Annotated in this window: 15 protein-coding genes; 8 read left to right on the top strand and 7 right to left on the bottom strand. The window is 55.6% G+C overall.

The features are described 5' to 3' along the window. Nucleotides 1-3: 3 nt before the first annotated feature. Entirely contained in the window at nt 4-282 is a 279-nt protein-coding gene (locus GT003_RS20420; protein ID WP_161701265.1) for a hypothetical protein, read from the bottom strand. A gap of 459 nt (nt 283-741) precedes the next feature. Here GT003_RS20420 and GT003_RS20425 point away from each other — a divergent pair, with 459 nt between their 5' ends. Beyond that, the gene (locus GT003_RS20425; protein ID WP_161701267.1) at nt 742-1,362 is read left to right on the top strand and encodes a hypothetical protein; all 621 of its coding nucleotides are present in this window, start codon (nt 742-744) and stop codon (nt 1,360-1,362) included. A 24-nt stretch (nt 1,363-1,386) separates the two neighbouring features. Next, nucleotides 1,387-2,040 carry a hypothetical protein gene (locus GT003_RS20430; RefSeq protein ID WP_161701270.1) on the top strand — a complete coding sequence of 218 codons (654 nt, stop codon included), beginning with the start codon at nt 1,387-1,389 and terminating at the stop codon, nt 2,038-2,040. Between the two features lie 217 nt (nt 2,041-2,257). Here GT003_RS20430 and GT003_RS20435 read toward each other — a convergent pair whose 3' ends face one another. Together GT003_RS20435 and GT003_RS20440 are read right to left on the bottom strand one after the other, a co-directional pair. After that, nucleotides 2,258-3,019, bottom strand: coding sequence for a YheC/YheD family protein (locus tag GT003_RS20435; protein WP_161701272.1), 762 nt, complete (start codon nt 3,017-3,019; stop codon nt 2,258-2,260). A gap of 36 nt (nt 3,020-3,055) precedes the next feature. Then, nucleotides 3,056-3,460: a hypothetical protein gene (locus tag GT003_RS20440; RefSeq protein WP_161701274.1), complete on the bottom strand. Its 405-nt coding sequence runs from the start codon at nt 3,458-3,460 to the stop codon at nt 3,056-3,058. 321 nt (nt 3,461-3,781) lie between these two features. Between GT003_RS20440 and GT003_RS20445 the strand changes: the two genes are divergently transcribed. The 3 genes from GT003_RS20445 (at nt 3,782) to GT003_RS20455 (ending at nt 5,053) form a co-directional block, all read left to right on the top strand. Continuing rightward, a complete protein-coding gene (locus tag GT003_RS20445) occupies nt 3,782-4,102 on the top strand; it encodes an ArsR/SmtB family transcription factor (protein ID WP_161701276.1) in 321 nt (106 codons plus the stop codon). Next, on the top strand, nt 4,095-4,538 hold the full coding sequence (locus GT003_RS20450; RefSeq protein WP_161701278.1) for an SRPBCC family protein: 444 nt from the start codon (nt 4,095-4,097) through the stop codon (nt 4,536-4,538). Before GT003_RS20445 ends, GT003_RS20450 begins: the two co-directional genes overlap by 8 nt. Before the next feature lie 71 nt (nt 4,539-4,609). Continuing rightward, nucleotides 4,610-5,053: a cupin domain-containing protein gene (locus GT003_RS20455; protein ID WP_161701280.1), complete on the top strand. Its 444-nt coding sequence runs from the start codon at nt 4,610-4,612 to the stop codon at nt 5,051-5,053. 45 nt (nt 5,054-5,098) lie between these two features. On the opposite strand, the gene GT003_RS20460 is transcribed toward GT003_RS20455, so the two are convergent. Continuing rightward, nucleotides 5,099-5,470 (bottom strand): VOC family protein, encoded by a 372-nt coding sequence (locus tag GT003_RS20460; protein WP_161701282.1) that lies wholly within the window; start codon nt 5,468-5,470, stop codon nt 5,099-5,101. 107 nt (nt 5,471-5,577) lie between these two features. On the opposite strand from GT003_RS20460, the gene GT003_RS20465 reads away from it, so the two are divergent. Then, nucleotides 5,578-6,282: a TetR/AcrR family transcriptional regulator C-terminal domain-containing protein gene (locus tag GT003_RS20465; protein ID WP_161701284.1), complete on the top strand. Its 705-nt coding sequence runs from the start codon at nt 5,578-5,580 to the stop codon at nt 6,280-6,282. Between the two features lie 20 nt (nt 6,283-6,302). On the opposite strand, the gene GT003_RS20470 is transcribed toward GT003_RS20465, so the two are convergent. Together GT003_RS20470 and GT003_RS20475 are read right to left on the bottom strand one after the other, a co-directional pair. Then, on the bottom strand, nt 6,303-6,539 hold the full coding sequence (locus GT003_RS20470; protein ID WP_161701286.1) for a hypothetical protein: 237 nt from the start codon (nt 6,537-6,539) through the stop codon (nt 6,303-6,305). Continuing rightward, a complete protein-coding gene (locus GT003_RS20475; RefSeq protein ID WP_161701288.1) occupies nt 6,520-7,116 on the bottom strand; it encodes a TetR/AcrR family transcriptional regulator in 597 nt (198 codons plus the stop codon). Before GT003_RS20475 ends, GT003_RS20470 begins: the two co-directional genes overlap by 20 nt. Nucleotides 7,117-7,365: 249 nt before the next feature. On the opposite strand from GT003_RS20475, the gene GT003_RS20480 reads away from it, so the two are divergent. Then, nucleotides 7,366-8,733: an FAD-binding oxidoreductase gene (locus GT003_RS20480; protein WP_161701290.1), complete on the top strand. Its 1,368-nt coding sequence runs from the start codon at nt 7,366-7,368 to the stop codon at nt 8,731-8,733. Between the two features lie 110 nt (nt 8,734-8,843). Here the strand turns inward: GT003_RS20480 and GT003_RS20485 are convergent, their stop codons facing one another. Then, the gene (locus GT003_RS20485) at nt 8,844-10,400 is read right to left on the bottom strand and encodes an ABC-F family ATP-binding cassette domain-containing protein (protein WP_161701292.1); all 1,557 of its coding nucleotides are present in this window, start codon (nt 10,398-10,400) and stop codon (nt 8,844-8,846) included. A gap of 255 nt (nt 10,401-10,655) precedes the next feature. Here GT003_RS20485 and GT003_RS20490 point away from each other — a divergent pair, with 255 nt between their 5' ends. Continuing rightward, nucleotides 10,656-11,570, top strand: coding sequence for an ArsR/SmtB family transcription factor (locus GT003_RS20490; protein ID WP_161701294.1), 915 nt, complete (start codon nt 10,656-10,658; stop codon nt 11,568-11,570). The last annotated feature ends 198 nt before the right edge of the window (nt 11,571-11,768 follow it).

An 11,768-nucleotide genomic window follows, 5' to 3' on the forward strand; every position in this document is an offset into this window, starting at 1 on the left:
TTGTTATAAATAGCGGATGGCCGTCCCATAGACGTTCACCGCTCCGGCGGAGAAACCGTGCGTGATCATCATGCCGATCACGGCATCGCATTCCGGAACCGCGCCGCCCGCGCGCCCGAGCTGCTGCAGGACGGTAAGGGGCGAATTATTGTTCACTTTGCCCGAGTAGACGACGCATAGGACTTCATAGGCCTGAGGCAGCGTATGCACGGTATAGACTGGCACGACTCGCTCGGGCGAAGCCGTCGGCTCGGATGGCGGTGAGCTTTTCGTACCGAACATGGATGAATCCCTCCGAATGTCATGATGGATCTAAGTATAGCAGACCTGCGATTGCGCAGATATGCGCTTTCTTGCCAGGTTGCCGTCTGTAGTTATGAAGTTCTCCGCATAATCGCTTTCTCCTCTCGGGAACGTATTATTTGTTGGAAAATGCCGGCAGTGCAATAAACGAGGATATCCGCCGATATTACCTATGGTTACGTCCTTCATTTGCAGGACTATTGATCTAGTTCATCGAATTGAATGACGAATCGTTGAACGCAATACGCATAGAATGGATGATTGCTTCTGGACAACCTGCCGTTAAGTCCTGCCAAACCGAGAAACCAGACAGGCCGCAAATGGATCATTGCCTCCCTGCTACTCCTGCTTCCCCTCTCCATTGGGCTCTACTGTTATCTCCCCCAGTACAACAATTTCTCGGCAATGGGCGAAATCGTACCTGTACGAGAGATCGGCGTGAATGGCAGCGTCCACTTCGTCTATGTACGGGAAGGCGTTACCCGCAATCGTTATGAGAAATTCTCGGTCGGCCGGTCGTACCCCGAAGCGCATTTCACGCGGGTGGACGCCTCCGCGAAGGACGATTTTGACGATATGCTGGACGTCGAACAAGTCATGAAGAACGATACGATCCAGCATGCGATCGACTCGGCTTCGGAGCTTTCGAACGAGAACGGCACCGAAGCCGAAGAGGAAACCAAGCTGAACGCATTAATCGAAGAAACGGCGAACTATTATGGCAATTCGATCGGTCTTATGCTTGGCATCGGCTTGTACGAGGAGGAACGGAGCGAGGACTTCTCTAGAGGCGGCAAGCTTACGATTGCCGGTACCGGGACGCTCGAGGAGGACGATTCGGTCGGCTCCGTCGGTGCCATTCGGGACAAACTGCGGACGGCGGAGGCGGCGGGAGCGGATATTTTCTTCGTCCCCAGGGATAAAGAAACATTTATGTACGTAGGTATCAGCAACGAAGAAGAAGCACGACAAACCGCAGAGGAACTGCATCTGCATCTGCGTGTCGAGCCGGTAAGTTCCTTGGAAGAAGCCATCAACTACTTGAAGCAGCTGCCCTAATCCTGAATCGGAGCGTGAATCCGCTTGCCATTAAAATCCGAGCTTTGGACATTCGTACTCAAAATCCTCCTGGGAGCGCTCCTAGCAGCATCCGCCGTAGATCTCGCCTGCTCTGCCGTCTACATGACGGACCTGGATTTATTCAGTCAGCATTTCTATTACATCTACGGCTTCGTCGACATCGTTACCGTTGTGTTGTACTACATCATCGTTGTCGTTTATTTGATTTGGATTTTCCGGGTGCACAAGGACTTGAATCGGCTGTTCTTGCAATATCCGCGCACGCCCGGAGGCGCGCTGGCCTGCATGATTATCCCGTTCTACAGCCTATACGGCCTGCCCTCGACCTATCAATTCATCGGAAGCTATTATCAGCGGACGCCAGCGCTCCGGAAAGACGGACAATGGATTCAAGGACTATCCGTGCCGCTGGTCATCTTCGTGTTCGCCTCGAATATCGTGAACCGATTCGTCGGCAAGGCCGATGAGGTGTCCGGTTCGCTGCTGTTCGCCTCGAGCTTGGTTTCGTTCGTGGCCTACGTCATCTTCCTCACCCTGTGCATACTGGTATCCAGAGGCTTATACGCGATTCAGGTGAGAGCCGACGATACGCAGTTGGAGCCGCTGACAGAGCAAATCATCGTGAACCCGGAGCCCCCGATTTCCCTCAAAAGCTGATCGTTGGCAAGGCTGAACCGTCAGACCGAACCGCTTAATTAAAAGACCGAATTGAATTCCGCGAATGGGCAAGAGCCTGCACACCCTTGAGTAAGGGCTTGCAGGCTCTTGCTCATTGCACCGAATAACGTGAATTCCGCAAGGCTTGAATCAAGGTTGAACGAAACGTTTCAATACGATTCGCCCAACTCGCTTGGTGCGCCCGGAAGCGGCACTCTTATTTGGTTCTTCCATACCGTTTGCTGTACCGCATGGCCGTCCGGTACATGCTTTTGTCGGGAAGATGTTTCAGCGCGCTCAGATTCGGTCGCGTGTTTACTTCCAAGATCCACAGCCGCCCTTGGCGATCGAGCGCCACGTCCAGCCCGAGCTCGTTGAACCGGACGCTGTGCCGATCGAAGCAGCGGGCCGTCTGCCTGCCCAGCTTCCTGATCTGCCGCTTATACCCGCTCACCCGTGCCGCGCCGTAGCCCGACCGGCGCAGCGTCGGCTCGATAAACGCCAGCTTGCCGCCTTGATGAAAATTGGTCACGACTTTGTTGCGCAGCCCGAGCTTGACGAACAAGGCGGAATGCGCCCACTTCCCGCTCCCCGCCCGCTGCATCGTCATGCGCACGTCGAACGGCCGGCCGCCGGACGTTTGCAGCTTGATCCCCTTCTGCAGCAGGTAGCCCCTGCCGCGCGCGATGCGCGTCAGCCGGCCGTATAAGGAGCCGAAGGAGGAAACCCGGAACGTCCGCGTATCTTTCTTCACGCTGTATTTCCGGGAAGATACCCGTAGAATCCGCGCGATCCCGCTTCCGCCCGTTCCGTCCGTCGGTTTGAAATAGACCGTTTTATAGCGCACGGTCATCTTCTTCAGCGACGACCTCGTAAACCGCTTCGTCTCCGGAATGAACCGTCGCAATGCGCGGTCCGCCCGCAACCACTTGGTCTTCGTCCATTTGCTCTTGACCGACATGCTGCCTCTTCTACGCATACCGTCCCTCTCTTTCGCGTCTCTCGGGATAGATTATTATCCCCTGCGGGAACGGGAACGGCAGGTATCACGGCGGAAAGGAAACGCCAGCCGTTTTTTGTCTCCGGCCATGTCCAGCGTACCGCAGAGCTGCGGCGGCGAGCCATCCCGGATGTTGGTATGATCATGGGCTGTGGCTGGGGACGAGCACGAAGCGCCTCGGTCTTCGATAGGGACGCGAAGCTTCCGCAACCGCTGCACCGTCGAACCGAGTACGATCGCTCCCGTCACCAGGAGCATCGAAAGCAGCAGCCAGAGCTTACGTTCGAACGCCTGCGAGGCGGACGGCCAGTCCATGGCGAAGAACGCGGTTGTGACCGCGACCAGCAGTCCGCCGACGACGAGCAGCACCATCACCAATCTGCCTGCTCGGCCGCGCAGCCGACGCGGCATACGGCTCATGGCGCGACCGCTCCCCCGGCTGCCAGTCCCCAGAGAATAACGGCGCAAGCCGTCATCCCCGTTAAGCCAACCAAGTTCTCCATTATCCTCTCTCCTCCTTCGGAATGATCCGACCCTATGCCGCGCCGGTATGCAATCCGCCACTTCAGTTAACTCAATTGTAGAGACAAACGGTCCGCCCGAAACCGGGCCCGAGTTTGGAAAAGGACTAGACCTTTGTCTAGCGATCGGACGGAGGCCTCCGCCGGTACGGCACGGGCACAGGAAGGCTTTAAATACCATCATTTGACATGCAACTAAATTGTTGCATATAATAGGCGCATGGATAAACTCTTCAAAGCGCTTGCCGATGGCACACGCAGAGAACTGCTCGATCTCCTGTTCGTCCATAACGGACAAACCTTGGGCGAGCTCTGCAAACACATGACGATGAGCCGGCAAGCCGTCACCAAGCATCTGGTTATTTTGGAAGAAGCCGATCTTGTCACTGTCGTATGGCAAGGCCGGGAAAAGCTGCATTACCTGAACCCCGTCCCTATCGGCGAAATTTATCATCGTTGGATCGGCAAGTTCGAGCGTCGCCGAATCGATGCGCTCCAAACCCTAAAACAAGCATTAGAGGAGGATTCAAGCCATGAGTAACACCTCGTTCGTCTATACCACGTACATCTCGACGACTCCGGAGAAGCTGTGGGCAGCGTTAACGAACAGCGAATTCACCAGGCAGTACTTCTTCGGCCGCGAGATCGAATCGGATTGGCAGGTGGGTTCCCCTTTCAAACTCACCATCAAAGACAAGGTAGAGCATTATGGCGAAGTGCTGGTCAGCGACCCGTATCGTCTGCTCTCCGTCAGCTGGAGCGTCAAGGACGCCGAAGGGGATCGTTTCTCGAAGGTGACGTACGAATTAACGCCGCTGAACGGGACGGTCAAATTAACGCTGCTGCACGAGGACTTGCTGGAGAAGGATATTCGCAAGGACGAAGGGAAAATCGAAGGCTTTAACAACGGCTGGCCTGTCATCCTCAGCAATTTGAAGAGCCTGCTCGAGACGGGCAAGACCTTGCCGGCTTTCTGATCGCGGGGCGAAAACGAGGACAGTTGTCACGTTGGTTGTTGACACCACTACTCTAAGGCGAGGTGCTTAAATTGGAGACGAGGCAAACGAATTACACGGTTAACCGCGCAGGCGCATTTTCGGAATTCGGCAGCGTTACGGAGGGAAAACTCAAAGGAAAAATCTTTCTCAAGGACGTCCTGAAGCTGAACAGCATGGAGGTGTCCCTCAATAATCTGCCTCCGCTGGCGGAAGTCCCCTTCTATCACAAGCATGAGGAGAACGAGGAGCTCTACGTCTTCCTGCACGGGCAAGGCCGACTGCAAGTGGACGGCACCGAATTGGACGTGTTCGAGGGCACTTCCGTTCGAATCGCGCCCGACGGCGTCCGCGTGCTGCGGAATACGTCCGCCTCGGATGACCTGCATTTTATCGTCGTTCAAGCCAAAGCGAACAGCCTGACGCAGTGGGTGGAGACGGACGGCATCATCCTGGAGCAGCCCGTGAAGTGGCAGGAGCCTCGCGTCATCGAATAACGTCCGGCATGTCCGGTCAACGTCCGACGATCACGCCATCCGCAATTAACGGGCAAAGCTCGTGATTTCGAACAATAGGCCGCCGAGAGCCGTGAAATACAGCGTATAGCCGTCCCGGATTCTCGCGGGTCGCTGCTCGGCGGCAATAATCGCGGCGGCTGCAAGACGCGCGCATAATTGATCGACCTCGGCGGTCGTATCGAGATAGAAGCCGACATGAAAGTCCTTCGGATACGAAGAGCCTGCGTCCCCGGCCGCGGCCAACTTGCTCAGTACGAGCGTGAACCCATGGCCGTCGTTCATCACCACGATCGCATCGCCCTTCTGATCGACCAGCCGAAAGCCGAATAGCTCGCGAAAGAAATCCCGCGCCTCGTTCGGATGCTCGACGCAAAGATTCAAATGGTTAAGCTTCATCGCTATTTCCCCCTTAACATGAATAAAGAAGCAATTCCTCGGAATAATTCTAACACCATTAGATTAATCTAACCATGTTATACTGTCAACCGAGAGAGGTGTTTAGCATGGCTAGAAAACGGACCGTTCCGCCGCTTGCGCTCATCGGTTTCGAAGAAAACGAAGACCTGCATACGCCGTTAAGCCGAGCGAGAATCATTCAATCGGCGATTCGTCAACTGAACGAACACGGCCTGAAGGACCTCAGCATGCGGAAGGTCGCCGATGACTTGGGCGTCCAACCCGCTTCCCTGTACTATCACGTCAAAGGAAAAGAGCAGCTCCTGCAGCTGCTTACCGATAAGATCAGCTCCGAGATGGCGCGCCCCGATCCCTCGCTGCCATGGAGAACGCAGCTTCTGCAGTGGGCGGAGCAATTTCGAGCCGTGCTCGGCACCTGCCGCGATGCCTCGGAGCTGTTCAACGCCACGATCGGATTAGGATACAATCGCCTGACGCAGATCGAGAACTTGTACGGCATGCTCGCCGACGCGGGCTTCGAGGACAAGCTGATCCCGTGGATCGCCTCCATCCTCAAGAGCTACGTGCTCGGATTCGCGGCGGAGGAAGCACGGTTCGCCTCGTTTGCCGGGGACAGCGCCGTCACGTCCGAAGAATTAAGCCAAGAGTATGCCCGGATCTATGACGGCCTGCCGGCGGAGAAGTTCCCTAACCTGATCCGGCTAGCCCCCTTTACGACGAGCACGGACTGGCAGCAGGAATTCGATTTCGGTTTGGGCGTCCTGCTCGACGGCCTTGCCGCGAAGCTCTAAGCTGCGGACTGGCGCGCCTCCTATTCGGATCGACCGGTCGACAGCGGCTTCGTAATCGAGACGAGTACAAGCCCGATCACTAGGATGACGGCCCATGCCGTCAACGATGGCCACCCCTCCGGCAGTAAACCAAGGAACTTGTAAACGATCGTCTTGCCGAACATCGCTCTAATCAACGGCTGCACCACGGTTGCGATCCCGATAAGACTCAGGATGATACCCACGACCTGCAAGCCGTCATTTTGAATCTTCCTCATGGCCTTCCCTCCTTGTCGCGAGCATGAATGTACGAACGGTCTCTTGGATGGCCTCTTCAGTATCCTCGATCCCATGCGTTGCGATCCGGCCGCTTACTATGTCGATGGCGCTTCGAACGAGCATCGCCATCAGCTCGGGAGCGAACGTCCTGAAGCTCCCCTCCTCCGATTGCCCGTATTGAAAAATCTCGATGAGCGGTTGGTGGATCTGATTGTCTTGATCGGTAAAAGCCAATGCGCCGTCCTTGCTTCGATGGTTGGCGATAATGCGCATGATGGCCAACGTCCGTTTCCGATTATCGGCTGCATAGCGCAAATTGGCTTCGATGTAGGATGCCAGCGCTTCAGGCGCCGTTCTATCGATGACCATATGTTTGGCCATATATTCCGCCGCATCGCTAAAATAAGCCGTTATCAGCGTTTGGATAAGGTGTTCCTTCTGCGGGAAATGATACGTGACCACCCCCTTGCTGACGTTCAGCAGCTCCGCTACCGCCCCAAGCGAATAGCCCGCGTATCCGAATTTGGCCAGCAGCTCCTGCGAAGCCAGCAGAATGTTGTTTCTTGTGTCCTTCATGCACAGCCCGCCTTTGCGTCCCGTCCATAGGGGCGCTTTTTTCTTGCTATGACTATTTTAGTACGATCGAGCTAAAATCGCAATTATTTTCTCGTACGATCGTGCTAAAAAATTGAACGCAGCATGACGATGCGTTTACCCCGTCCTATTCTGCATTTGCCCACTCGCTAGACTGCTGTGCTTCATAGGATATAAGGTTCCTGCAATGCAATGACAGCGCACTTACTATCCTCATGGGAGTTGGGAGCATTGAAATCCAAAACGCAGCTGACCGGGCTTGTGATCTTTAAAGGCGATCCGGGCTACGATGTCGCACGCAAGAATTGGGATCCCCACACGGACAAATTCCCCAAAGTGTTCGTGTTCGCGAAGCGCACGCAGGATGTCGCCAATGCCATCAAATGGGCCAACGAGAATAACGTCCCGATTCGGCCGAGAAGCGGCAGGCATTCGCTGGAAGTCAATCTGTCGCAGGTCACCGGCGGCATCGTTATCGACGTCAGCAAAATGAAGCAAATCAACTTGAATAAAAAGAAAAGCACCGCCATCGTCGGATCGGGCAACACCGTAGGGAGAATAGCCAAGACGCTTGCGCCGCTCGGCTATATCGCTCCTTTTGGCGACAGCCCTACCGTAGGAATCGGCGGCATCACGCTCGGCGGCGGAATCGGGCCGCTGCAGCGGACGGTCGGCCTCGTCAGCGACAATTTGCTTGCGCTCGAAATGGTCGACGCGAAGGGGCGGGTCATTCGCGCGAGCAAGAAACGCAACTCCGATCTCCTGTGGGCGTCCAAAGGCGGCGGAGGAGGAAATTTCGGCGTCTATACCAGGTACAAATTCAAAGTGCACGCCGCTCCGGCGAAGGCCACGGTGTACCGGATCACCTGGCCATGGAATCAGTTCCCCGAATTGCTCAAGGCCTGGCAGCGCTGGGCGCCATGCGTGGATACGAGGCTGGGCAGCGAATTTTCGATCGGTCCGAAGAAAGGCGGCAACGTCACCATGAACGGGCTCTTCCTCGGGTCGAAGACGGAGGCGCTTCGCCTGCTGCAGCCCATGCTGCGCGTCGGAACGCCGACGAGCCGGATCATTCGCGCATTGCCTTACCCGAAAGTCGTGGACTTCCTGCTGCCTCCGGATCCGATCCTCACGCAGCGCGAAAGCAATCAGTTCTCCAGCGGCTTCGGCCGGCATCCGTTCCCGGACAAAGCCATTCACGACATGCGCCGGTTCTTGGAACAGGTAGAGGGCGAATTCGCCGGCTTCTTCTTCCTCAACTGGGGCGGGGCCGTAAGCCGCGTAGCGCCTAGGGCCACGGCGTTCTACTGGCGCAAAGCGAGCTATTACGTCGAGTGGAACAGCTCCTGGGTGAAGAAGTCCGATGCCGCCAAGAACATTGCGCTCGCCCGCGGACTGCGCAAGAAGCTGAAGCCTTATATCGTGGGATCGTATATCAATGTACCGGACCAAGGAATCAAGAACTCCGGGCCGGTCTACTACGGGGCCAACTATCCTCGATTGCGCAAGGTAAAGGCCAAGTACGACCCGGGCAACGTCTTCAACAATCCGCAAAGCATCCAGCCGGCCTGCACCACGTGCAGGGCGAAGAAGAAATAGGGAATGCAAAAAGCCCCTTCGCCGCGGATAGGCTGCAGCGAAGGAGCTTTTTTCGTTATCTATTCAAGGAATGACGGCCCACGGTCGTTCGTATGGCGGCATGCGATCCCTTACCTTTGCGTTTGCATGGCCCAAGCTTCCACATCCCATGTCTTGGTCACCCAGTCCTCGTAGAATTCAGGCTCGTGGGAGACGAGCACGACGGTGCCCTTGTAAGCTTGCAGCGCCCGCTTCAATTCGGCTTTGGCAACGACGTCCAGATGGTTGGTCGGCTCATCGAACAGAATCCAGTTGCTCTCCCGCATCATCAGCTTGCACAGGCGAACCTTCGCCTGCTCGCCGCCGCTGAGCTGGTTAAGGGGACGCGTGATATGCTCGTTCTTCAGGCCGCAGCGGGCAAGCGCCGCCCGGACTTCATGTTGGTTCATGGAAGAGAACTCATCCCATACGTCCTCCAGCGGAGTCATCGTCGGCGCCTTGGACTCCTGTTCGAAGTAGGCGGGAGATAAATAATCGCCCGTATACCGCTTGCCTTCCAGCGGAGGAATAACGCCGAGAATCGACTTCAGGAGCGTGGATTTGCCGACGCCGTTGCAGCCGACGATGGCAATCTTTTCGCCCCGCTCGATGACCATGTCCATCTTGGGCAGAAGCGGCTTGCCGTAGCCGATGACCATGCCCTCCGCTTCGAATACGAGCTTGCCGCTGGCCCGGGATTCCTTGAAGTTGAAGGTCGGCTTGGCCGCTTCCTCCGGCTTGTCGATGCGATCGATCCGGTCGAGCTGCTTCTCGCGGCTCTTCGCGCGCCCGGAGGTCGAAGCGCGGGCTTTATTTTTATTAATGAATTCCTCTTGTTTCTTAATGTAGTCCTTCTGCTTCTCGTAGGCGTCGATATGCTGCAGCTTGTTCAGCTCGGACATCTCGAGGAACTTCTCGTAATTGGCCGAGTAACGCGTCATCTTCGTGAATTCGAGATGGTAGATCACGTCGACGACCTGATTCATGAAGCCCGTTTCATGAGAAATAAGCATGAGCGCATGCGGATAATTCCGCAAATAATTCGTCAGCCAATTAATATGCTCTTCGTCCAAATAGTTCGTCGGCTCATCCAGCAATAGAACGCCGGGCTTCTCGAGCAGCAGCTTGGCGAGCAGCACCTTCGTCCGCTGTCCGCCGCTAAGCGCCGTGACTTCGCGGTCAAGCCCGATGGCATTGAGGCCCAAACCGTTGGCCATCTCGTCGACCTTCACGTCGATCAGATAGAAATCGCCGATCTCAAGCTCCTCTTGAATCTCGCCCATGCGCTCCAGCAGCCGCTCCAGCGTATCCGGATCGGCATCGCCCATTTGCGCGGCGATCTCGTTAAGCTCTTCTTCCAAGACGAGCAAGGGCAGGAACGCATCCTTCAGCACGTCCCGGATGGTCTTGCCCGCTTCAAGCTTCGTATGCTGATCCAAGTAGCCGTAACGAACGCGGGGCGTCCACTCCACCTTGCCTTCGTCCTTCAACAGCTTTCCGGTCAAAATATTCATCAGCGTGGATTTCCCCGTACCGTTCGCGCCAACGAGTCCGACGCGCTCTCCCTCCAGCAAACGGAAGTTTACATTGCGAAACAGCACCCGGTCGCCGAACGTATGCGATAATTGCTCAACCGTCAATAAACTCATCTATATCGATCTCCATTCATGGATGTACCTGAATTCGTCCTGCGACTCTCTCGATTACCCGAATCATTGTACCACAAAAGCGTGCTATCCATGGGTATAACCCGCTAGTACAATTTCCCGCGGACGGCCGGCCTATGCCTCGCCGAATCGAATATCCGCGGGTCGCCGCCAGCCTGTCGGAGGGCGGAGAAAATTCAAAGTGGTGCGCAGCGGAGACTAGTTGCTATAATACTAGACAAAGAAGGGCGGGCGGTCATGATGTACAGCTTGGACGTAAGATTCAAACCTTTATTCGAAATCATGGGCAGCTTGCATGCCTATGTATGCCGTAAATCGCATAAAAAGCTCGACTTGTCTCCCGCCTGGGCGAAAGAAGTCCGTCAACGGATCACGCCCCAATTGGCGGAGCTGCTCGATCGGGTCCAGATCGACGGCGACTGGAAGCTGACGTATCTGCTCGTGCATCTCTGTCCCGGAGAAGACGTCGGCGATTTCGTCGATTGGCTGCGCGGGATGACGCCCGGCGAGCTCTACGAATTGATGTCGCCGTACGGCAACCAGTTCCCGAACCAAATGGGGGAATTTCGCGATCATGCCATAACGCTGTTCGAACAATGGAACGAGCAATACTTTCGGCATATCGATCCGGCGATTCTCGAGCGGCTTGGCGAGGAAGCGCTTCATCGGAAGGCAAAACTATCGTCGGCCGAGCCGATCGCATTCGTGGACGAGACGACCAACGGACTGTTGTTCGTTCCGATGGATGGGCTGGAGCGCGTGATCCTCATGCCGCAATACCATTTTCAGCCGATCAATGTCGTCAGCCACTTCGGCAAGGTCACCATCTGCCATTACGCCGCCAGACTGTACGTTGGCGATGAAGAGGATTTCCTAACGCCGCACGAGTACCGCATGATCCGGAGCGTGTCGGAGAAAAGCCGCTTGAAAATCCTGCGCTACCTGAGCCAGGGACCGCGCTCGTTCATCGAGATCGTGCGCCATTTGGAGTTATCCAAGGGAATCACGCACGATCATATCTCCAAGCTGCGCTATGCCGGCATGGTGACGGCGCATTTCGAAGGCGAGACGCTCACCGCTTACAGCGTTCGAAAGAGCGCATTGGAGCAGGTACACAGCAAGATCATGGATTATATCGGGCAGGGCGTGTAGGGAGACAACCCGGACGCCAGCATGGAAATCGGCCGCTCGCGCATCGTAATCGACGATGCGCAAGCGGTTTTTTCGTTGTTTGCGCCAATTCCAAAAATACATTGAATATGCTGAACTTCTATAATATTCTTTATACAAAGAAATAATTGTTGGTTCTCTATTTACAGAACCATATTTGATACCTATAATAAGGACATT

It is taken from the genome of Paenibacillus sacheonensis (assembly GCF_009909195.1).
Taxonomy (GTDB): domain Bacteria; phylum Bacillota; class Bacilli; order Paenibacillales; family Paenibacillaceae; genus Paenibacillus_Z; species Paenibacillus_Z sacheonensis.